General features: G+C 70.2%; 20 protein-coding genes and 1 tRNA gene. 11 read left to right on the top strand and 10 right to left on the bottom strand.

Going from position 1 to position 20,360, the window contains the following annotated elements; all coding sequences use genetic code 11:
• Positions 1–62: 62 nt before the first annotated feature.
• The 4 genes from PH203_RS18130 to PH203_RS18115 all read right to left on the bottom strand — a co-directional run bounded on the left by PH203_RS18130 (position 63) and on the right by PH203_RS18115 (position 3,075).
• Positions 63–902: a triphosphoribosyl-dephospho-CoA synthase gene (locus tag PH203_RS18130; protein WP_289921109.1), complete on the bottom strand. Its 840-nt coding sequence runs from the start codon at positions 900–902 to the stop codon at positions 63–65.
• Positions 903–912: 10 nt separating this feature from the next.
• Positions 913–1,875, bottom strand: a complete 963-nt coding sequence (locus PH203_RS18125) for an intradiol ring-cleavage dioxygenase (RefSeq protein WP_289921108.1) — start codon at positions 1,873–1,875, stop codon at positions 913–915.
• A gap of 103 nt (positions 1,876–1,978) precedes the next feature.
• Entirely contained in the window at positions 1,979–2,539 is a 561-nt protein-coding gene (locus tag PH203_RS18120) for a GNAT family protein (protein WP_289921107.1), read from the bottom strand.
• 86 nt (positions 2,540–2,625) lie between these two features.
• Positions 2,626–3,075, bottom strand: a complete 450-nt coding sequence (locus PH203_RS18115) for an ATP-binding protein (protein ID WP_289921106.1) — start codon at positions 3,073–3,075, stop codon at positions 2,626–2,628.
• A 232-nt stretch (positions 3,076–3,307) separates the two neighbouring features.
• On the opposite strand from PH203_RS18115, the gene PH203_RS18110 reads away from it, so the two are divergent.
• From PH203_RS18110 to PH203_RS18070, 9 genes are all read left to right on the top strand, one after another.
• Entirely contained in the window at positions 3,308–4,117 is an 810-nt protein-coding gene (locus PH203_RS18110) for a hypothetical protein (RefSeq protein WP_289921105.1), read from the top strand.
• A gap of 193 nt (positions 4,118–4,310) precedes the next feature.
• Positions 4,311–5,072, top strand: coding sequence for a YcnI family protein (locus tag PH203_RS18105; RefSeq protein ID WP_289921104.1), 762 nt, complete (start codon positions 4,311–4,313; stop codon positions 5,070–5,072).
• A 122-nt stretch (positions 5,073–5,194) separates the two neighbouring features.
• Positions 5,195–5,848 (top strand): SCO family protein, encoded by a 654-nt coding sequence (locus PH203_RS18100; protein ID WP_289921103.1) that lies wholly within the window; start codon positions 5,195–5,197, stop codon positions 5,846–5,848.
• Positions 5,845–6,324 carry a copper chaperone PCu(A)C gene (locus PH203_RS18095; RefSeq protein ID WP_289921101.1) on the top strand — a complete coding sequence of 160 codons (480 nt, stop codon included), beginning with the start codon at positions 5,845–5,847 and terminating at the stop codon, positions 6,322–6,324. The genes PH203_RS18100 and PH203_RS18095 overlap by 4 nt, the downstream gene beginning before the upstream one ends.
• Before the next feature lie 13 nt (positions 6,325–6,337).
• Positions 6,338–8,227: a copper resistance protein CopC gene (locus PH203_RS18090; RefSeq protein WP_289921100.1), complete on the top strand. Its 1,890-nt coding sequence runs from the start codon at positions 6,338–6,340 to the stop codon at positions 8,225–8,227.
• A gap of 6 nt (positions 8,228–8,233) precedes the next feature.
• Positions 8,234–9,532, top strand: a complete 1,299-nt coding sequence (gene efeB, locus PH203_RS18085) for an iron uptake transporter deferrochelatase/peroxidase subunit (protein ID WP_289921099.1) — start codon at positions 8,234–8,236, stop codon at positions 9,530–9,532.
• Between the two features lie 125 nt (positions 9,533–9,657).
• The gene (gene pheA, locus PH203_RS18080; protein WP_289921097.1) at positions 9,658–10,590 is read left to right on the top strand and encodes a prephenate dehydratase; all 933 of its coding nucleotides are present in this window, start codon (positions 9,658–9,660) and stop codon (positions 10,588–10,590) included.
• Between the two features lie 562 nt (positions 10,591–11,152).
• On the top strand, positions 11,153–12,430 hold the full coding sequence (gene serS, locus PH203_RS18075; protein WP_289921095.1) for a serine--tRNA ligase: 1,278 nt from the start codon (positions 11,153–11,155) through the stop codon (positions 12,428–12,430).
• The gene (locus tag PH203_RS18070; RefSeq protein WP_289921094.1) at positions 12,427–13,245 is read left to right on the top strand and encodes an HAD family hydrolase; all 819 of its coding nucleotides are present in this window, start codon (positions 12,427–12,429) and stop codon (positions 13,243–13,245) included. Before serS ends, PH203_RS18070 begins: the two co-directional genes overlap by 4 nt.
• Positions 13,246–13,277: 32 nt before the next feature.
• Here PH203_RS18070 and PH203_RS18065 read toward each other — a convergent pair.
• The 6 genes from PH203_RS18065 to PH203_RS18040 form a co-directional block, all read right to left on the bottom strand.
• Positions 13,278–13,380, bottom strand: a tRNA-OTHER gene (locus PH203_RS18065).
• A gap of 282 nt (positions 13,381–13,662) precedes the next feature.
• Positions 13,663–13,896 (bottom strand): hypothetical protein, encoded by a 234-nt coding sequence (locus PH203_RS18060; protein ID WP_289921092.1) that lies wholly within the window; start codon positions 13,894–13,896, stop codon positions 13,663–13,665.
• A gap of 80 nt (positions 13,897–13,976) precedes the next feature.
• Positions 13,977–14,696 carry an ABC transporter permease gene (locus PH203_RS18055; RefSeq protein ID WP_289921091.1) on the bottom strand — a complete coding sequence of 240 codons (720 nt, stop codon included), beginning with the start codon at positions 14,694–14,696 and terminating at the stop codon, positions 13,977–13,979.
• 10 nt (positions 14,697–14,706) lie between these two features.
• Positions 14,707–15,618 carry an ABC transporter ATP-binding protein gene (locus PH203_RS18050; RefSeq protein WP_289921087.1) on the bottom strand — a complete coding sequence of 304 codons (912 nt, stop codon included), beginning with the start codon at positions 15,616–15,618 and terminating at the stop codon, positions 14,707–14,709.
• Positions 15,615–16,523 carry an ABC transporter permease gene (locus tag PH203_RS18045; RefSeq protein ID WP_289921086.1) on the bottom strand — a complete coding sequence of 303 codons (909 nt, stop codon included), beginning with the start codon at positions 16,521–16,523 and terminating at the stop codon, positions 15,615–15,617. Before PH203_RS18045 ends, PH203_RS18050 begins: the two co-directional genes overlap by 4 nt.
• A complete protein-coding gene (locus PH203_RS18040) occupies positions 16,513–17,490 on the bottom strand; it encodes an ABC transporter ATP-binding protein (protein WP_289921308.1) in 978 nt (325 codons plus the stop codon). Before PH203_RS18040 ends, PH203_RS18045 begins: the two co-directional genes overlap by 11 nt.
• Positions 17,491–17,751: 261 nt before the next feature.
• On the opposite strand from PH203_RS18040, the gene PH203_RS18035 reads away from it, so the two are divergent.
• Both PH203_RS18035 and PH203_RS18030 read left to right on the top strand, forming a co-directional pair.
• Positions 17,752–18,594, top strand: a complete 843-nt coding sequence (locus PH203_RS18035) for a M24 family metallopeptidase (RefSeq protein ID WP_289921085.1) — start codon at positions 17,752–17,754, stop codon at positions 18,592–18,594.
• 5 nt (positions 18,595–18,599) lie between these two features.
• Positions 18,600–20,354, top strand: coding sequence for an SDR family oxidoreductase (locus tag PH203_RS18030; protein ID WP_289921084.1), 1,755 nt, complete (start codon positions 18,600–18,602; stop codon positions 20,352–20,354).
• The last annotated feature ends 6 nt before the right edge of the window (positions 20,355–20,360 follow it).

Here is a 20,360-nt window from a genome sequence, read left to right as displayed (position 1 = left end):
TGTGGAGGGCCACCCGACCGGGGTGCGGCCGTGCGTCGCCGGCTGCTTCCGGGCGCGGGCGTTCAGGTGGCCCGTACCGGTGAACTCCTCGTCATCGGCAGCGAGTCCAGGAACAGGGCTCCCGTCAGCAGACCCGCGCTGCCGCGGGGGCTCCACGCGCGCGTGTGGAGGTCCTCGTCGAAGGCGGCCAGGGCCGCGGCACCGGCCTCCGTCGAGGTGCCGCCCGCCTCCAGGACGCCACGGGCGCCCGCCTGGACGTGCCGGAGGCCGAGTGGGCCCGCGCAGTAGAGGAGTTCGGTGTCCTGGAGGGTGGACATCACGGTGAGCAGGGCGTCGAGGCGGGCCTGGCCCTCGGTCGCGCCGGTCTTGCGGGCCGCCGCGAGGGCGTCCAACGCCCGCCTCACATGCGGGAATCCCGCCCTTGCCTCGCCCCGCGCCCCGGCGGCGCCGTACCTCGCCGAGACCGACGAACCCCGGGAGGGCCTGCGCGGGGCTCGCTTGTCGGGGTGCCGGGCGACGCCCTTGGCGGCCGCGGCGATGTCCGTCGCCCCGGTCCCGGTGTTGAGGGCGGCCGCGGCGACCAGCAGGCCCAGGACCCAGGTGGCGCCGCGGTGCCCGCCTCCCGCGAGGGCGACCGAGTGCTCGGCGCAGCGGCCGATCGCGCCGAGTTCCGTACGGAGTCCGGGCGTCGGCTCGCCGGTGCGGCGGGCGGCGGCGGCCATCGCCGCGAGGCCGGGCACGAGTGCCTTGGCCGACCAGCGCAGGGAGCAGTGGTCCCGGCGGGTGACGCGGGCGTCGAGGTCACGCGGATCGGGCAGCCCGGGCTTGGGAGCCAGGGCCAGCTGCCCGGTCAGCGCGGTCACGGCGGCCTGCGCCAGAGCTTCGTCCTCGCGGCTGCTCATGGCCGTGCCCCTAAGAGGACGCCGAGGCCGACGGGGAGGCACTGCCGGTCGGCGGTTCGCCCGTCGGGGCGCCGCTCGGGGGCGTGCCACCCTCGCCGCCCTCGCCGCCACCGCCGCTGCCGGCGCCGGTGTTCTCGGCGTCGGGGTCGATGCCGAGGGTCAGGAAGCCTCTGTAGCCCTTGGAGGGGTCTGCCTTCTTGACCGCCTTGAGGGTGAGCAGGCCGCCCGCGGCGCCGCCGCCGTCGTACACCATGTCGTTGTCGAGGGTGGTGTAGCTGCCGGTGTGCTGGGAGTAGGGCTCCAGGGTGAAGATCTCCTGGGCGATGTCGTCGTCGAAGAAGAACTGGCCGGTGTAGTTGACCTTGCCGCCCTCGTAGGTGCCGTCCTCCTTCTCACCTCCGGTGTGGACCTTGACGTGGATGTGGCAGGTGCGCGGGGTGTACCAGCCGGGGAAGATCGTCTCGAACTTGACGACCCCGTTGGCGTTGGCGATCTGGTAACCGCGCAGGTAGGTGGCATCGTCGGCGGTCGAGCCGTCCTCGCTCTCGGCCGGGGCCGAGCCGCCGGGGTTGGCGGTGGTGTAGCCGGAGTAGTAGCCCCAGGCGTCGCAGTGCCAGATCTCCACGGCCGCGCCGGGGACCGGGGTGCAGCCGTCGGTGGCGTCGACGACGGTGAGGCGCAGGGTGAGCGGGACGCCGCTCTTGCCCTCGGTGATGTCCTTTCTGACCAGCGCGCCGTCGAGGTAATAGGGCCCTTCGGTGACGCTCGTCATGAGGGTCATGCACTCGCTGCTGGTGCTGGTGCTGGTGGCGGACGCCGAGGCCGTCGCGTCGGCCGTGGCCGTGGCGGTGGCGTCGTCGGCGAAGGCCGACTGGTAGCCGGCGACGGCGAGGCCGCCCGCGGCGACCGTGCCGCCGGTCACGGCGATCGCGCGGCGCCTGGTGATCGTCTTGTTCCTGTGGTTTCCCGTCATGATCGAGAAGTTAGGGACGGTGTCCGTCAGGGAGATGGGGGACCGCTGAGAGCCGCCTGTGAATGCCGAGGAAGCTGAAGTTCTGTGCGTTTCGCGGCTTTTGTCACAGCTGTGGGTCGTCCTCGTGCAGGATCTTCTGGAACATCCGGTGGTCCCGCCACTCCCCGTCGACGTGCAGATAGCGCGGCGCCAGTCCGATCTGCTCGAAACCGCACTTCGCCAGCACCCGCTGCGAGCCCGCGTTGTCCACGACCGTGGTGGCCTCGATCCGGTGCAGCCCGACCGCTTCCCGTGCGATCCAGCACACCCGCTCCACGGCCGCCGTCGCGAGCCCCCGGCCCTGCTGGTCGGCGGCGATCCAGTAGCCGAGGTAGGCGCTGCAGAAGGGCCCCAGGATGATGCCGGTCAGGGTGATCGCCCCCACGATCCGGCCGTCGGCCTCGAAGTGCCACGGCACGAGCCGACCCTCGGCGAACTGCCGCAGCTTGTCGTCCAGACGTATCTTCTGGCCCTCGGCCGTGAAGAAGTCCTCGGGGCGGCGCGGCTCCCAGGGCCGGAGGTGCTCGCGGTTCTCGACACAGGCGACGTGCAGCGCCTCGGCGTCGCCGGGCGCGGCGGGCCGCAGGATCACACCACCGGGCAGCTCTTCGGACTCGATCTCCATGCCGCGACCCTAATCGGCCGCACCGACAACGACAGTTGGAGCGATCCGGCCACTGTGGACAACACACGGAGGCCTGTGGACAACGCTCACACCGCCATCAGCGGAGCGTCCTTCCGCCACTTCAGGATCTTGTCGAAGCTGACCACCGCGCCGCCTCTGCCCGGCTTGTTGCCGATGTGGACATGGTCGGCGAGTTCCTGGATCAGACACAGCCCGCGACCGTTCTCGGCCTCGCTCGGCGCACGCCGCACCACCCGCTCGGAGCGGGCGAAACCGGGACCGGAGTCGGCGACCTCGATCCGGCACTTCTCACCGTCCAGATAGGCGGTGACGCGATACGCCTCCGAGATGCCGCCGCGCTCGGTGTCCCCGCCGTGCTCGACGGCGTTCGCACAGGCCTCGCTGAGGGCGACGGAGAGGTCGTAGGAGACATCGGGGTCGACGCCCGCGGTCTCCATCGTGCCGAGCAGCAGACGTCGCGCGAGCGGAACGCTCGCGGCTTCACGCCGCAAGTGGAGTGACCACCAGATGCTCATGCTCCAGCCTCCTGGCCGCGGCTCGACATACCGTTACCTATTGCCGCCAGTGGCCATGTATAAGCACACAGTTGACGTGACGCCGCCCATACGGGGGATGCGTACCTGTCGGCGGATGGGGTATGTGGGGCCGGTTCACACCAGAGTGTGATCTTTCGGTCGTACGACGTGTACGTCATCTTGTGGACCTGCCGTATGACGGTCATAAGGCCAGTGCGATGATGAGCCCGCCATGTCTGCCCCCCACCAGCACACCGGAGCCGCTCTCCGGCTCCTGCGGGCCGCGGTCTTCGCCGCGGTCTGCGTCGTGCTGGCCGCGGCCGGGCACGCCATGGCCGCCTGCGCCGCCATTCCGCTGTGGACACTGGGCGCGGGCTTCCTCGGGGTCCTCGCGGTCGCGGCGCCGCTCGCCGGACGGGTGCGGTCGCTGCCCGGGATCGTGGCGCTGCTCACCGTCGGACAGGCGGTGCTGCACACCCTGTTCGGGCTGGGGCAGCACAGCGCGGCGACAACCCAGCCGATGTCCTCGATGCCGACGGACGCCACGCTCGTGGAACAGGCCGCGCGGCTGCTCTGCGGAACGACCACGGCGGCGATCAGCCCCGCCCAGGCGGTGCGGATCCTCACCGAGGCCCGCCTCTACAAGGGCACGCACGGACACGGCGCGATGGACACCATGTCCACCACCACAAGCTCCACCGACTCCACCGCCGCGCTGCTGCCCTCCCTGCCGATGGTGCTCGGCCACGTCCTCGCGGCCGTCGCCGCCGGCTGGCTGCTGCGCCACGGCGACCTGGCCCTGCTGCGGCTGGCCGAACTGTCGGCGCACGGAGTCGCCGAAGGAGCGCTCGTACGGTCCCTGCGCGGGGCGCTCGCGCTGGTGCGCGCCCTGCGAGCCGGACTGCCCGGGGCGCCCGAGGCCGGTCCGCGAGCGCCGCGCACCGAACGGCTCGCGCCGCCCGAGCCCCGTACGACCGCGCTCCGGCACGCGGTGATCCGGCGCGGGCCGCCCGCCGCCGACGTTCTCGTCCTCGCCGCCTGACACGACGCGAGCACCCCTTCCTGAGTCGGGGAGCCGCCGTCGTGCGGCCACGCGCGCGTGCCGTGTCTTTGACCGACCCGGTCTGATCAGAGCGATCCGGTCGGCTCCGAGCGATCCGGCACCTTCACACGCGCGTACCCCTCTTCAACTCCGGAATCAGCGAAGTGGAGTGCTCCCCTACATGAAGGCTTCCATGAAGGCTTCCCGTCTCGCCGCCGTCGGTGCCGTCGCCGCCTCGGCCGTGGTCGTCCTGTCCTCCCCCGCGTTCGCGCACGTCACCGTGCAGCCCGAGGGAACCGCCGCCAAGGGCGGTTACGCGGTCGTGGACTTCCGCGTCCCCAACGAACGCGACACCACGTCGACGACCAAGCTGGAGGTCAGCTTCCCGACCGACCACCCGCTCGCCTCGGCGATGCCGGAACCGGTCCCGGGCTGGACCTCCAAGGTCACCAGGACGACGCTCGACAAGCCGATCGAACTGCACGGCCAGAAGATCTCCGAGGCCGTCTCCAAAGTCACCTGGACCGCCACCGGCAAGGGCATCGAAGCCGGCTACTTCCAGAAGTTCCCGGTCTCCATCGGCGCCCTCCCCGAGAACGCCGACGAACTGGTCTTCAAGGCGGTCCAGACGTACTCCGACAAGGAGGTCGTCCGCTGGATCGAGGTCCAGCAGGACGGCCAGGACGAGCCCGAGAACCCGGCGCCCGTACTGACGCTCTCCGACGCCTCCGAGGACGGCCACCACGGCTCCTCAGCGGCCCAGAAGACCTCCGACTCCGAATCCGACTCCGACTCCGAATCCGACAGCACCGAGAACGCCGCCGCCGAGACGGCCGCCCCCGCCGACACCAGTGACACCACCGCGCGCGTGCTCGGCGTGGTCGGCATCGTCATCGGCGCGCTCGGGGTGGCGTACGGCGTGCTCGCCGGACGCCGACGCACCACCGACGTCTGACCCACCCCATCCATCCCTACCTAGGGACGCCCCCCGTGTCCCCGGCTCCCCGGTCCTTCGGCCGGGGGGCCGGCCCGCCGCGCAGCGGCAATCGGGTACAGCGTCCCCCGGGAGAATGCAGTATGCGCAAGAAGACGTTCGCCGCGGCCGCCCTGCTCGCCGCCGCCTCCCTGACGCTGACCGCCTGTGGCAGCGGCGACGACAGCAACTCGCCCGTCTCCGTGGTCTCCGAGGAGGCCGGCTCCGACAAGGCCGCGACCATCCTCGACCAGCCGTTCGAGAAGCCGGACCTGGTGCTCACCGACACCAGCGGCAAGAAGTACGACCTCCGTGAGCAGACCAAGGGCCGGCCGACGCTCATCTACTTCGGCTACACCCACTGCCCCGACGTCTGCCCGCTGACGATGAACAACATCGCCGTCGCCAAGAAGCAGCTGAGCAAGGCGCAACAGGACGAGCTGCGGGTCGTGTTCGTCACCACCGACCCCGACCGTGACACCCCCGCCGCGCTCGGCAAGTGGCTCAAGGGCATCGACGCCCAGGTCGTCGGCCTCACCGGCGACTTCGCCACCATCCAGGCCGGCGCCCGCACCCTCGGCATCACCATCGAGCCGCCGCACAAGGACAAGAACGGCAAGATCGTCTCGACCCACGGCACTCAGGTCGTCGCGTTCTCGCCGAAGACCGACGGCGGATACGTCCTCTACGGCGAGGACGCCACCGTCGACGACTACACCAAGGACCTCCCCAAGCTCATCAAGGGGGAGAACCCGTGACTCCGGTACGGCGGCCCGCGCACCCCGTGACGCGGCTCGCGCCCGTCGCCCTGGCCGGCACCCTCGTGCTGACCGGCTGCTCGGACTCCGGCTCGGACTCCGACCAGGCCGAACTGTCCGTCAGCGCCGCCTACATGCCCCAGCCGGTCTCCGACTCCATGGCGGCGGGCTATCTCACGATCACCAACAAGGGCGGCACGAAGGACGCACTGACCTCCGTCACCAGCGACGTCGGCCAGGTCACCGCGCACGAGACCGTCGACTCCGCCATGCAGGAGGTCAAGAGCCTCGATGTGCCCGCCCACGGTCAACTCGTGTTCAAGAGCGGCGGAAACCATCTGATGTTCGAGAACCTGAAGCGGAAGCCGAAGCAGGGCGAGACCGTCTCCGTGGAACTGCACTTCGCGCAGTCCGACCCGGTGACCGTCGAGATGCCGGTGAAGTCCGCGACGTACAACCCGAAGACCGGGCACTGAGGGAGGGACCACCTTGACACCGACCATCGCCCCCCGCGTCCGGAACCTGGTGCTGCTGCTCGTCGCGGCCACCGGACTGCTTCTCGCCGGTGCCGCACCGGCCTCCGCGCACGCCGCGCTGACCGGCAGCGACCCCCAGCAGGGGGTGGTGGTCGACAAGGCTCCGACCCAGGTCTCGCTCACCTTCTCCGAGAAGGTCGCGACGTCCGGCGACTCACTGCGGGTGCTCGACCCCAAGGGCAAGCGCGTCGACACCGCCGAACCCTCCAACGTCAGCGGCACGACCTACTCCGTGGGCCTGCACAGCGGCCTGCCCGACGGCACCTACACCGTCACCTACCAGGTCGTCTCCGAGGACAGCCACCCCGTCGCCGGGGCCTACACCTTCTCCATCGGTGCCCCGTCCAAGACCACCGTCTCGGTCTCCGGCCAGACCGCCGGCGGCGGGCTCGTCGGCTGGCTCTACGGCTTCGGGCGGTACGTCTCCTACGCCGGGTTCATCGTCCTCGTGGGCGGCGCCGCCTTCGTCCTCGCCTGCTGGCAGCGCGGTTCCGGCGTACGGGCCGTGCAGCGCCTCGTGGTCTCCGGCTGGCTCGCGCTGACCGCGGCCACGCTTCTGCTGCTGCTCCTGCGCGGCTCCTACACCAGCACCGGCAAGCTCGGCGACGTCTTCGACCTCAGCCTGCTCGGACAGGTGCTGCAGACCAAGACCGGCGCCTCGCTCGTCTCCCGGCTGCTGCTGCTCGCCGCGGCCGCACTGTTCATCGCCGTGCTCTTCGGGGCCTATGACAAGCGGGAGGACGAGGAGAAGCGGGACCTCACCTTCGGGCTCGCGATCGGCGGCACCGTCGTGGCCGCCGGGATCGCGGCGAGCTGGGCGATGGCCGAGCACGCCTCGACCGGCCTCCAGACCGAGATCGCCATGCCGGTCGACGTGGTGCATCTGCTGGCCGTCGCCGCCTGGCTCGGCGGCCTCGCGACGCTCCTGGTGGCGCTGTACCGGTCGGAGACCCCGATCGAGCGAGCAGCCGTCCAGCGCTTCTCCCGGCTCGCCTTTGGCAGCGTCCTCGCGCTCGTCGCCACCGGCATCTACCAGTCCTGGCGACAGCTCGGCTCCTGGTCGGCCTTCACCGAGACGACGTACGGGCAGCTGCTGTTCGTCAAGATCGGGCTCGTCGTACTGCTGGTCGGGATCGCGTGGATCTCGCGGCGCTGGACGGCGCGGCTGGGGGACGCGACGGCGACCGCCAAGGCTCCGGCGGCCGCGGAAGAGCGGGAGAAGGAGCACGTCACCGCCAGTGCCGCGGCCGGAGACGCCAAGCGTGCCGCGCAGCTCGCCCGGCAGCGGGCCGCCGTCGACGCGGCCCGACAGAAGCGGAAGCGGGACGCCGACCCCGACCGGTTCGGGCTGCGCCGCTCGGTGCTCGCCGAAGCGGGCGTCGCGGTCGTGCTCCTCGCCGTGACGACCGTGCTGACCCAGACCGAGCCCGGCCGCACCGAGCAGGAGGCCAAGGCGGCCACCTCGTCATCGTCCTCGTCCTCTTCCTCCACGTCGTCCTCGGGCGCCCTCACCCTCGACATGCCGTTCGACACCGGCGGCGAGGACGGCAAGGGGCTCGTGCGGATCGACCTCGACCCCGCGCGCGTGGGCGCCAACGAGATGCACGTCTACGTGGAACGGCCCAACGGACGGGCCTTCGACGTACCCGAGGTGAAGGTCTCCTTCACTCTGGAGGCCAAGGACATCGGGCCGCTGCCCGTCGTCCCCGACCACATCACCACCGGTCACTGGACGGCCGCCGGCGTCCAGCTCCCCATGGCGGGCGACTGGAAGATCGCCGTGACCGTGCGGACCTCCGACATCGACCAGACCACCGTTTCAAAGAACGCGCAGATCGGCTGAACCACCATGGCTGACCAGTCCATTCCGGAGGCCCGCACTCCCGAGAAGGCACTTGATGACGGCGCTGCGGAAAACGCCGCCCTCAAGGAGGGCGTTTCGCGCCGCCGCCTGCTCGGGACCGCCGGCGCCACCGGGCTCGTGCTCGGTGCGGCCGGCGGGGCCGTCGGGTATGCCGCCCGCCCCGCCGAGGCCACTCCGCTCGCCTCCGTCGGCACCGACGAGGCGATGTTTCACGGGAAACATCAGCCCGGCATCCTCCAGGGCCTCCAGGCCCGCGGCCACCTCGTCGCCTTCGACCTGACGGCGGGCGCGGGCCGCAAAGGCGCGGCGGCTCTGCTGCGCCGCTGGTCCGAGACGGCACGACGGCTGATGGCGGGCGAGGGGACGGCGACCGGCGACACGGACGTCGCCCGGGACGCGGGGCCGTCGGGCCTCACCATCACCTTCGGCTTCGGGCACAGCTTCTTCGCGCGGACCGGACTGGAGAAGCAGCGGCCGGTCTCCCTCGACCCGCTGCCCGACTTCTCCTCCGACCAGCTGGACAAGACACGCAGCAACGGCGACCTGTGGGTGCAGATCGGCGCCAACGACGGCCTGGTCGCCTTCCACGCCCTGCGCGCGATCCAGAAGGACGCCGGGAGCGCGGCGCGCGTCCGATGGCAGATGAACGGCTTCAACCGCTCGCCGGGCGCCACCGCCCACCCCATGACGGCCCGGAACCTGATGGGCCAGATGGACGGCACACGCAATCCGAAGCCGAGCGAGTCCGACTTCGACCAGCGGATCTTCGTACCGTCGTCCGGCTCGAAGGACCCCTCCTGGATGGCGAACGGCTCCTACGCCGTCGTACGCCGTATCCGCATGCTGCTCGACGACTGGGAACAGCTCTCGCTCACCGAGCAGGAGAACGTCATCGGGCGCCGCAAGGCGAACGGAGCGCCGCTGTCCGGGGGCTCCGAGACCACCGACATGGACCTGGAGAAGACCGACGCCAACGGCGACCTGGTCGTCCCGATCAACGCCCACGCACGCATCACCCGGCCCGACCAGAACGGCGGGGCGGCGATGCTGCGGCGCCCGTTCTCGTACCACGACGGCATCGACAGCGACGGAGTGCCGGACGCGGGACTGCTGTTCGTGTGCTGGCAGGCCGATCCCCTGCGCGGCTTCGTCACCGTGCAGCGCAAGCTCGATCGCGGGGACGCCCTGTCGAAGTACATCCGGCACGAGTCGAGCGGACTGTTCGCGGTGCCGGGCGGGGCGGCGGAAGGGGAGTACGTGGGGCAGCGGCTGCTGGAGGGGTGAGGCGGGCTGGGCTCGGGTTTCACGCGAACGTCAGCGGCGGCCCCGCGGTCACGCCGGTTCACTCCGCGGAGGGGCAGTCGTGAGACGAGTGCACCGGGTTTCGCAAGGCCCATTAGGGTGAGGTCATGCCAGCGAGCTATGCGTATCTCGGTCCCGAAGGCACCTTCACCGAAGTCGCCCTGCGCACCCTTCCGGAGACGGCCACCCGGGAGCTGATCCCGTACGTGTCCGTGCAGTCCGCGCTGGACGCCGTGCGCGCGGGTGAGGCCGAGGCCGCGTTCGTGCCGATCGAGAACTCCGTCGAGGGCGGGATCACCACCACCCTCGACGAGCTGGTCGCCGGCGCCCCCCTGATGATCTACCGCGAAGTACTGCTGTCGATCACCTTCGCGCTGCTGGCCCGGCCCGGCACGAAACTGTCGGAGATCAAGACGGTCTCCGCCCACCCGGCCGCCCAGCCGCAGGTCCGCAACTGGCTGAAGAAGAACCTCCCGGACGCCCACTGGGAGTCCGCCGCCTCCAACGCGGACGCCGCGCGACTGGTCCAGGAGGGGCAGTACGACGCCGCCTTCGCGGGCGAGTTCGCGGCCGCCCGGTACGGCCTGGAGGCACTGGAGACCGGAATCCACGACGCGGAGAACGCACAGACCCGCTTCGTACTGGTGGGCAGGCCTGCCCGGCCCGCCGCGCCCACCGGCGCCGACAAGACCTCCGTCGTGCTGTGGCAGCGCGACGACCACCCCGGCGGTCTGCGCGACCTGCTCGGCGAGTTCGCCACCCGCGGCATCAACCTCACGGTGCTGCAGTCCCGGCCCACCGGCGCCGGCATCGGCAACTACTGCTTCTGCATCGACGCCGAGGGCCATATCTCCGACCGCCGGGTCGCCGAAGCCCTCATGGGGCTGAAGCGGATCTGCCTCGACGTGCGATACCTCGGCTCGTACCCGCGTGCGGATGTCACCACGGCGGACATCCATCCGCCGCTGCGCGGGACGTCGGACGACGAGTTCGTGGCGGCCGCGGACTGGGTCGCGCGCTGCCAGGACGGACGTTTCTAGCAAGAGTCCGGCAGGGGTACTGCGGGTTTCCTGCCGTTCCTACCTGCATATTTTTGTTATCCACAGAAGTTATCCACAGGGCTTTGTCTCGACCTGGGGACAAGTCGACACGGAAGTGCTACCTAGTCGATAAATCGCCCTACAGCCCCCCAGGCCGTCCACAGCCTCACAGGTCACCCTTCGTCCACCCGTTTCCATCGATCAATCCTTTGGAGCGACCCATTTCCACCCGAAAGTGGGCGCGAAGAGGGTTTGGATCGGGAATTCTCGGCCCGGTCGAGCCGATTCGGAATGATCACTTCCGACATCCACAGATCTTTCGCACACCCTGTGGATAACTCATTCGGGTTGTGGATTCCTGTGGACAGAGCGCCCCCCAAGTCCCGTCCCCCGCAAGGGAGTCGAGTCAACCTGGAGTTAACCCCTTGCCTCGTTCCAGGGAGTGAGAGGCCCTTTATTGACGCGAATGAACAAAGAGGGCAATTCACCCATAGCGGTACGTAAGGAGTAGTTCGGAATAGCGAGTCGTGGGCTCACATGCGGCACCGGTAGCCTTGGCCGCGTGATTGACCTTCGCCTGCTTCGTGAGGACCCCGACCGAGTGCGCGCCTCCCAGCGCGCCCGTGGAGAGGACGTCGCACTCGTCGACGCCCTCCTGTCTGCGGACGAGCGGCGCAGGTCGTCCGGTGTCCGCTTCGACGAGCTGCGTTCCGAGCAGAAGAACCTCGGCAAGCTCATCCCCAAGGCCACCGGCGACGAGAAGGCCGAGCTCCTGAAGAAGGCGGGCCAGCTGGCCGCCGACGTCAAGGCGGCCGACGCCGAGCAGCACGAGGCCGACGAGGAGACCAAGCGCCTCGTCCTCCAGCTCGGCAACCTCGTCCACCCCGACGTGCCCGTCGGCGGCGAGGAGGACTTCGTCGTCCTGGAGACGCACGGCACCATCCGCGACTTCGCCGCCGAGGGCTTCGAGCCCAAGGACCACCTGGAGCTCGGCGAGGCGCTGGGCGCCATCGACGTCGAGCGCGGCGCCAAGGTCTCCGGCTCGCGCTTCTACTACCTCACCGGCGTCGGCGCGCTCCTGGAGCTCGCGCTCGTCAACGCGGCGATCGCCCAGGCCACCGAGGCCGGCTTCATCCCGATGCTGACCCCCGCGCTGGTCCGCCCACGCGCCATGGAGGGCACCGGCTTCCTCGGCCAGGCCGCGGAGAACGTGTACCACCTGGAGAAGGACGACTACTACCTGGTCGGCACCTCCGAGGTCCCGCTCGCCGCGTACCACATGGACGAGATCCTCGACGTCGAGAAGCTCCCCCTGCGCTACGCCGGTTTCTCCCCGTGCTTCCGCCGCGAGGCCGGTACGTACGGCAAGGACACGCGCGGCATCTTCCGCGTGCACCAGTTCGACAAGGTCGAGATGTTCTCGTACGTCGCCCCCGAGGACGCCGAGAACGAGCACCGGCGGCTCCTGGAGTGGGAGAAGCAGTGGCTGTCCGGCCTGGAGCTGCCCTTCCAGGTCATCGACGTGGCCTCGGGCGACCTGGGCGCCTCCGCCTCCCGCAAGTTCGACTGCGAGGCGTGGATCCCGACCCAGGGCAAGTACCGCGAGCTGACCTCGGCCTCCAACTGCGACAGCTTCCAGGCCCGCCGTCTGTCGGTGCGCCAGCGCGACGGCAAGAAGGTCCAGCCGCTCGCCACGCTCAACGGCACGCTGTGCGCCGTACCGCGCACCATCGTGGCGCTCCTGGAGAACCACCAGCAGGCCGACGGTTCCGTGTACGTGCCTCCGGTGCTGCGTCCGTACCTGGGCGGGCGTGAGGTGCTGGAGCCGGTCGCCAAGTGAGCGACTCGTCCTCGGCCGGGGGTTTCCCGTACCAGCTGATCGCGACCGACCTCGACGGAACGCTCCTGCGTTCCGACGAGTCGGTCTCGCAGCGCACGCGTGCCGCTCTCGCGGCGGCCACCGAGGCCGGTGCGGCGCACATCGTCGTCACCGGCCGCGCGGTGCCGTGGACCCGGCACATCCTCGACGACCTCGGCTACCAGGGCCTCGCGGTCTGCGGCCAGGGCGCACAGGTGTACGACGCCGGTGAGCACCGTCTGCTGACCTCGGTGACGCTGGACCGGCAGCTGGCGGGGGTCGCGCTCGCGAAAATCGAGGCGGAGGTCGGGCCGCTGTATCTCGCGGCGAGCCGGGACGGCCTCGACGGCGAGGTGCTGGTCGGGCAGGGGTACGCGCTCACCGGCGATCTGCCCGCCACTGCGTTCACGGACGCGGCCGATCTGTGGTCCGCCCCGCTGAACAAGATCTACATACAGCATCCCGAGCTGTCGGACGACGAGCTGGCGAGGGCCGCCCGGCAGGCCGCGGGCGGGTTCGTGAACGTCGCGATGGCCGGTGCGGGCATCGTGGAGCTGCTGCCGCTGGGGCTGTCGAAGGCGACGGGGTTGTCGCTGGCGGCGCGGCGGCTGGGGCTGAAGGCCGCGGACACCATTGCCTTCGGTGACATGCCCAACGACATTCCGATGTTCGGCTGGGCGGCTCACGGTGTGGCGATGGCCAACGCGCATGAGGAGCTCAAGGCGGTGGCCGATGAGGTGACGTCCTCCCATGAGGAGGACGGGATCGCTGTGGTGCTGGAGCGTCTGCTGGGTTGAGGGGGTCCGGTCACTCTTGCTCGAACAGCTTGCGGAGGATGCACGGATCGAACGTGCGCGGGCGTTAACCCGACCACGACTTGCTCTGGAGTGAACACAGCGCAAGCCGGTGCCTTGCCACTCGGCCAATCCTCCGGGTGGGCGGCCCACGCGAGAGCGACATCGCGTGCTCGAAGCGGCCGCCCCGGGCAGTTCCCCGCGAGCGGGGTTCGACGGTGGCGTAACTACACCGGAACCCGCCGCGGACTGCCCTGACGGGAGCTGGACGTACTGTCGTGCATGGACATCGCCCGGCTCCTCTCCCAGAATGTGGCGCCGGAGTCGCTGTCCGGCGTGGACACAACCATCGTGCCTGTACGCCGAGTTGGGCGCCACCGAATAAATCGGCCGGGTGTTCGCCTGCTGCCGTGGGTTTCCCTACCGCTTCCACCACTTGCGGCGCGCCTTGCTGAAGAACCAGCCCGCGGGCGGCTCGTCGGAGCGCCACGGCTGCGGTTCGGGCTTCTCGTCGCGCCAGCGGGCGGCGAGCATACGGGCCCGGGCGGACGGCTCGGAGGTCTCCGCGGAGCGTATGAAGTCCTCGTCCAGGACGAGGTCGTCCCAGGTGTCGTCACCTGAGCGTGCCTGTCCGTCGTAGTGCGCGTCCGCCATCCCCGTTCCTCCTAGCAGTGCATCCCCGTCGATCCAGTGTGCCCGGACAGGGGTGAAGCCCCCGTCAATAAGCCGGGCGTCTACTCCTCGCCCGCCAGCGTCAGCGACCTGAGCTTCTGTCCCGCGTACCAGGTGGCGAGGACGGTCACCGCGACCAGCAGCACGGTCGCCGTGGGCAGTCCGACGTCGGAGGTGACCAGGTCTCCGCCGGTGACCTTGTGGGCCACGGCAAGCGACCACTGCTGGACGCTGAGGGTGCGTGCCCCGGCGACCAGGGAGCCGAACAGGGCCTCCCAGACCAGTGCGTAGACGAGGCCGAAGACCACCGCGTGCCGGGAGACCGTGCCGAGCAGCAGGAACAGCGCGGCGTAGGCGATGGAGGAGACCAGTGCGGCCACCGTGTAGGCGACGGCGATCTGCTGGCCGTTGCCGTTGAGGATGAAGCCCGCGATCAGGGTGGGCAGCGCGGAGAAGACCATCGTCACGGCGATCGCCACGATCAGCTTGGTGAAGATGATCGTCGGCCGCTTGATCGGCTTGGACAGCAGATACACCACCGAGCCGTCGTCGATCTCCGGGCCGATCGCGCCGGTGCCGGCGATGACGCCGATGATCGGCACCATGGTGGCGAGCGCGAGGCCGCCCAGCAGGTCGGCGGCGGTCTGGTCGTCGGCGCCGACGAGACCCCGCACGATCACGGAGATCACGATCAGCAGGACGGGCAGGGCCGCCAGGATGAGGGCCCGGCGGCGGCCGAGCAGGGCCCGGTAGGTGAGTCGGGCGACTGTGGGGTCGTACATCTTCGGCCTCCTACGCCGCGACCAGATACGAGAACACGGACTCGAGGGACTCGTCGGACGGCGAGACCGTGAGCAGCCGGATGCCGTGGTCGCGGGCGACCTTGGGCAGCAGCGTGGTGAAGCGGCCGAAGTCGACGGCCTGGATGCGCAGGGCGCCTTCCTGGAGGTCGACTTCGATGCCGGACGTCGACGGGTCGGCGATCAGGGCGGCCGCGAGGGCGCGGTCGTCGCTGGAGCGGACCAGATAGCGGTGCGGGCGGTCGGTCATCAGGCGGCGGATCTTGCGGAAGTCACCGCTGGCCGCGTGGCGTCCGGCGACCACGACCTCGATGTGCCAGGCGAGTTGCTCGACCTCTTCGAGGATGTGGGACGAGAACAGGACCGTGCGGCCGTCGTCGCCCATGCGGCGCAGCAGGTCCATGAGCTGCATGCGCTGGCGCGGGTCCATGCCGTTGAAGGGCTCGTCGAGCAGGAGCAGCGAGGGGTCGTGGACGAGGGCGCTCGCCATCTTCACGCGCTGGCGCATGCCCTTGGAGTACGTCTGGATCTTGCGGTCCTGGGCGTACTCCATCTCGACCGTGGCGAGCGCCTTCTGGGCGGCCTTGGCGCCCAGGCCGTGCAACTCGGCGTTGGCGACGACGAATTCGCGGCCGGTGAGGAAGTCGTACATCGCCTCGCGCTCGGGGACGATGCCGATGTGCCGGTAGATGGCCTCGTTGCGCCACACCTGCTCGCCGTCGAGGGTGACGGTGCCGGTGGAGGGGGCGAGGAAGCCGCCCATCATGTTGATGAGGGTGGACTTTCCGGCGCCGTTGGGGCCGAGGAGGCCGGTGACGCCGGGGCCGATCGTCATGGTGATGTCGTTGACGGCGACCACGTTGCCGAACCAGCGGGAGACGTGGTCGATCTGGAGCGTGGTCACAGTCCCACCTTCTTGTAGCGGCGCATCAGGAGGCCGTAGCTCGCGGCGATCAGACCGAGGACGGCGAGGACGTAGACGACCCCTTCGCCGTTGCTCGGGCCCACCTCGCCGGGGAAGGCCGAACTCGCCCCGAGGAAGGCCGTCTGGAGGCCGTCGATGAGTGTGACCGGCGAGAACAGACCGATCCACGGGACGGCGCTGCTGCTGCCCTGGGCGTCGGCGATGGCCTGGAGGGTGGAGACCGCACCGTAGGAGATGGTCATGACGGCGATCACGGCGGCGATGCCGAAGCCGCGGCGCGGGGTGACCGACGCGATGACCAGGCCGATTCCGGCGAACAGCAGCGAGAGCAGTGCCACGGAGACGAGTCCCTGCGCGAATCCCTTGGTCTGGTCCGCGAAGTCCAGCTTGGCCAGCAGCGCGCCCACGTAGAGCACCAGCAGCGGGGCCGCGGTGAGGATGAACATCGCCGAGGCCAGCGCCGCGTACTTGGCGCGGACGTAGTCGGCGGTCTCGATGGGCCGCGAGAAGTAGAGCGGCACGGTCTTGAAGCGTAGGTCGCGCGAGACCGACTGGGGGGCCTGGGAGGCGACGTAGAGGCTGATGACTGCCTGCATGATGATCGCGTAGCGCGTGTAGTCGACCGGCAGGTCGCTCGCCTTGGTGGCGACCGCGACGGCGACCATGATGGCCGCGGGTACGCACATCACCACGAAGAGCAGCATCGGCAGCACCTTGGACTTCACCGAGCGGCCGAGGCCGTAGGCGCCGCGCAGGGACTGCGAGTAGAGCGACCGGGTGGCGTAGGAGCGGCCGAGGCGGGGGCCGTCGTAGCTGCGGTAGCCGATGTTGTGGATGCGGGTCTGGTCGCCCGCGGGGCCGGTGACCGGGTGCTCAATTGCCATGGCTGACGGCCTCCTTCGGCTGCTGTGCCTCGGTCTGCCGGTCGTCCTTGAAGACCTCCGAGATGTGGTGCCGGCGCTGCTCCATGCGGACCAGGCCGAGGCCGAGGTCGGCGACCGTGTCCCGGACGACGTCGTAGGTCTCCTCGCCCTGTGCGGTCAGCAGCAGGATGTGGCCGGAGCCCGGCAGGGCGCTGCCGGCTTCGAGGACCTCCACCCCGCGCGCGTGGAGCGCCTCGCGCACCGCGCGGGTGCCGTCGGGATGCCGGTCGGTGTCGGTGACCTCGACGGCGAGGGTGGTCGTGGTCTGGGTGAAGTCGGTGGTGGAGCTGGAGCGCAGGAGCTTGCCGCCGTCGATGACGACGACGTGGTCGCAGGTGCGTTCCAGCTCGCCCAGGAGGTGGGAGGTGACCAGGACCGAGATGCCGAAGTCGGTGTGGATGCGGCGGATGAGGCCGAGCATGTCGTCGCGGCCGACCGGGTCGAGGCCGTTGGTCGGCTCGTCGAGGAAGACCAGCTGCGGGTCGTGGACCAGGGCCTGGGCCAGCTTCACGCGCTGCTTCATGCCGGTCGAGTAGCCGCCGATGGGGCGGTACCGCTCCTCGTACAGGCCGACGTGCCGCAGTGTGTCCGCGGTGCGCTCGCGGGCGGCGGCGGGCGGCAGGCCGGACATGCGCGCCATGTGGACGACGAACTCGGTCGCCGAGACGTCGGGCGGCAGACAGTCGTGCTCCGGCATGTAGCCCACGCGCTCGCGGATGGCGCCGCCGTCGGTGGCGACGTCGAGTCCGAGCACTTCGGCGCGGCCCTCGGTGGCGGGGGACAGACCCAGCAGGATCTTGATCATGGTGGACTTGCCGGCTCCATTGGCTCCGACGAGTCCGGTCACCCCGGGCCCGATGTCCATGGTCAGCCGGTCAAGCGCGGTCACCCGGGGGAACCGCTTGCTCAGGCTTTCGGTCGCGATCACAGTCACGTCTTCGACAGTAGTGACCGGCGCCACGGCGGTCGTCACACCGCAGAGCTGTCTTCGCGTCAGACTCCAGTTGTACGGATCCCTAGGGGATGCCATGCCTGAGAGCTACGCGAAAGCCCTGCCGGGCGGCTGCCGGGGAGTTTTCCACAGGCTCGACCCCGCCTATTGACGCTGCCTCTAACAACTGTCACATTCGCTGATGTCAAGTTACGGACACGTAGCGCAGTCGACGCGGACTGGGTGGGGCGGAGTGGCATGACGACGGCAGTGACCGAGGACCGGACCGCTGAACTGCGGGGATTCAGAAGGGTGCAGCGGCTGGCGTACGAGTGCGCCGAGGCCGTCGCGGCCCGTCTGGAACCCGGGGTGACCGAGCGCGAGGCGGCGCGGATGCAGCGCGAGTGGCTGCGCGAGCGCGGAGTGCGGGACTGGTTCCACCTCCCCTTCGCCTGGTTCGGTGACCGCACGGCGTTCGTGAACTTCCGCATCCCGCTGCAGTTCTTCCCAACCGACCGCCGCCTGGAGCCGGGGATGCCGTTCATCCTCGACATGGCCCCGGTCCACGAGGGGTACACGGCGGACATCGGCTACTCGGGCTCGCTGGGCGTCAACCCGGTGCAGGACAAGCTGATGGACGACCTCCGCGCGCACCGCGAGCTGATCCTGCGCGAGGTGCGCGAGCGTCGGTCGCTGCGCGAGATCTACGAGGACGTGGACCGCCTCATGGTCCGCCAGGGCTATGCCAACCGGCACCGCGCGTACCCCTTCGGTGTGATCGCCCACAAGGTGGACCGGGTCAAGCAGCGCCGCTGGTCACCGAAGGTCTTCGGGTTCGGCACCCAGTCCCTCAAGGGCCTGGCGGCCGACGCCCTGCACGGACACCGCGAGGGCTGGTCGCCGCTGTGGTCGCCGTACCGCTTCTCCGACCATCCGCCGCAGCCGGGCCTGTGGGCGGTCGAACCGCACCTCGGATTCCGGGGCACGGGCGCGAAGTTCGAGGAGATCCTCGTCGTCACCGACTCCGAGGACCCCGAACAGAGCGCGTTCTGGCTGGACGACGATCTGCCGCATGTGCGGCGCTGGGCGGAGGGGGAGTGACCGGCATGGCTCTGGAAGGTGCGCGCGAGCGCCGGGTACGGACCGGCGGCATCGAGCTGTGCGTCGCCGAGCTCGGTGACCCGTCCTGGCCGACGGTCGTCCTGGTGCACGGCTACCCGGACAGCAAGGAGGTGTGGTCGCACGTCGCGTCCCGGCTGGCCGACCGCTTCCATGTCGTGCTGTACGACGTCCGGGGCCACGGCCGCTCCACGGCCCCGCGGCCGCTGCGGGGCGGGTACACCCTGGAGAAGCTGACGGACGACTTCCTGGCCGTGGTGGACGCGGTCAGCCCGGACCGGCCGGTCCATCTGGTGGGGCACGACTGGGGCTCGGTGCAGGCCTGGGAGTTCACCACCGTCGCCCGCACCGAGGGCCGTATCGCCTCCTTCACGTCCATGTCCGGGCCGTCCCTGGACCACTTCGGGCACTGGATCAACAGCCGCCTCAAGCGCCCCACCCCGCGCCGGGTCGGCCAGCTCCTCGGCCAGGGCGCCAAGTCCTGGTACGTGTACGCGCTGCACACGCCCGTGCTGCCCGAACTGGCCTGGCGCGGCCCGCTCGGCAAGACCTGGCCGCGCCTCCTGGAGCGCTTCGAGCGGGTCCCCGGCAACGGCTACCCGACCTCGTCGCTGCCCACGGACGCCGCGCACGGGGCGTGGCTGTACCGGGACAACGTCCGGGCGAGGCTGCGGCGCCCGCGCGGGGACGCGTACGCGCACGCGCCCGTGCAGCTCATCACGCCCCTCGGGGATGCGTTCCTGTCGGAGCGGCTCTACGACGAACTGGAGCAGTGGGTTCCGCAGTTGACCCGGCGCACCCTGGCCGCCCGGCACTGGATACCGCGCTCGCGGCCCGACCAACTGGCCGCCTGGATCGGAGAGTTCGTGAACGCCAACGAGGGCGGCAGGACCGTCGAGGCGACCACCGGCAAGTACGCCGACCGCTTCGGCGGACAGCTCGTGCTGATCACGGGCGCGGGAAGCGGCATCGGGCGGGCGACGGCGTATGCGTTCGCCGAGTCCGGCGCGCGCGTGATCGCCGTCGACCGGGACGCGGAGGCCGCGGCCCGCACCGCCGAGATGTCCCGGCTGATCGGCTCCCCCGAGGCCTGGGCGGAGACGGCCGACGTCTCCGACGAGCAGGCCATGGAGAAGCTCGCCGTGAAAGTCGCCGCCGAGTACGGCGTGGTGGACGTCCTGGTGAACAACGCCGGGATCGGCCTCGGCGGCTCCTTCCTCGACACCAGCCCGGAGGACTGGAGAAAGGTCCTCGACGTCAACCTGTGGGGCGTCATCCACGGCTGCAGACTCTTCGGCAGGCAGATGGCCGAGCGCGGACAGGGCGGCCACATCGTCAACACCGCCTCCGCGGCGGCCTACCAGCCCTCCAAGGCACTGCCCGCATACAGCACCTCCAAGGCGGCGGTGCTGATGCTCAGCGAGTGCCTGCGCGCGGAGCTGGCCGGTCAGGGGATCGGGGTGAGCGCGGTCTGCCCCGGCTTCGTGAACACCAACATCACCGCGACCGCACGCTTCGCCGGAGTCGACGCCGCCGAGGAGAAGCGGCGCCAGAAGCGGTCGGCGCGGCTGTACGGGCTGCGCAACTACCCGCCGGAGAAGGTCGCCGACGCGATCCTGCGAGCGGTCGTGCGCAACGAGGCGGTGGTGCCGGTGACACCCGAGGCGCGCGGCGCGCATCTGCTGTCCCGGTTCGCACCGCGTGCGCTGCGGGCGATCGCACGGATGGAACCACCGCTGTAACCACGG

This window comes from Streptomyces sp. S.PB5 (assembly GCF_030403745.1).
Lineage (GTDB): Bacteria > Actinomycetota > Actinomycetes > Streptomycetales > Streptomycetaceae > Streptomyces.
Note: the sequence above shows the minus strand (reverse complement) of the source record. Positions and strands in the feature narration are given on the sequence as shown.

Coding starts and splice junctions, on each gene's coding strand:
- PH203_RS18130 (WP_289921109.1), bottom strand. CDS start 902: ATGAGCAGCCGCGAGGACGAAGCTCTGGCGCAGGCCGCCGTGACCGCG.
- PH203_RS18125 (WP_289921108.1), bottom strand. CDS start 1,875: ATGACGGGAAACCACAGGAACAAGACGATCACCAGGCGCCGCGCGATC.
- PH203_RS18120 (WP_289921107.1), bottom strand. CDS start 2,539: ATGGAGATCGAGTCCGAAGAGCTGCCCGGTGGTGTGATCCTGCGGCCC.
- PH203_RS18115 (WP_289921106.1), bottom strand. CDS start 3,075: ATGAGCATCTGGTGGTCACTCCACTTGCGGCGTGAAGCCGCGAGCGTT.
- PH203_RS18110 (WP_289921105.1), top strand. CDS start 3,308: ATGTCTGCCCCCCACCAGCACACCGGAGCCGCTCTCCGGCTCCTGCGG.
- PH203_RS18105 (WP_289921104.1), top strand. CDS start 4,311: ATGAAGGCTTCCCGTCTCGCCGCCGTCGGTGCCGTCGCCGCCTCGGCC.
- PH203_RS18100 (WP_289921103.1), top strand. CDS start 5,195: ATGCGCAAGAAGACGTTCGCCGCGGCCGCCCTGCTCGCCGCCGCCTCC.
- efeB (WP_289921099.1), top strand. CDS start 8,234: ATGGCTGACCAGTCCATTCCGGAGGCCCGCACTCCCGAGAAGGCACTT.
- pheA (WP_289921097.1), top strand. CDS start 9,658: ATGCCAGCGAGCTATGCGTATCTCGGTCCCGAAGGCACCTTCACCGAA.
- PH203_RS18060 (WP_289921092.1), bottom strand. CDS start 13,896: ATGGCGGACGCGCACTACGACGGACAGGCACGCTCAGGTGACGACACC.
- PH203_RS18055 (WP_289921091.1), bottom strand. CDS start 14,696: ATGTACGACCCCACAGTCGCCCGACTCACCTACCGGGCCCTGCTCGGC.
- PH203_RS18045 (WP_289921086.1), bottom strand. CDS start 16,523: ATGGCAATTGAGCACCCGGTCACCGGCCCCGCGGGCGACCAGACCCGC.
- PH203_RS18035 (WP_289921085.1), top strand. CDS start 17,752: ATGACGACGGCAGTGACCGAGGACCGGACCGCTGAACTGCGGGGATTC.
- PH203_RS18030 (WP_289921084.1), top strand. CDS start 18,600: ATGGCTCTGGAAGGTGCGCGCGAGCGCCGGGTACGGACCGGCGGCATC.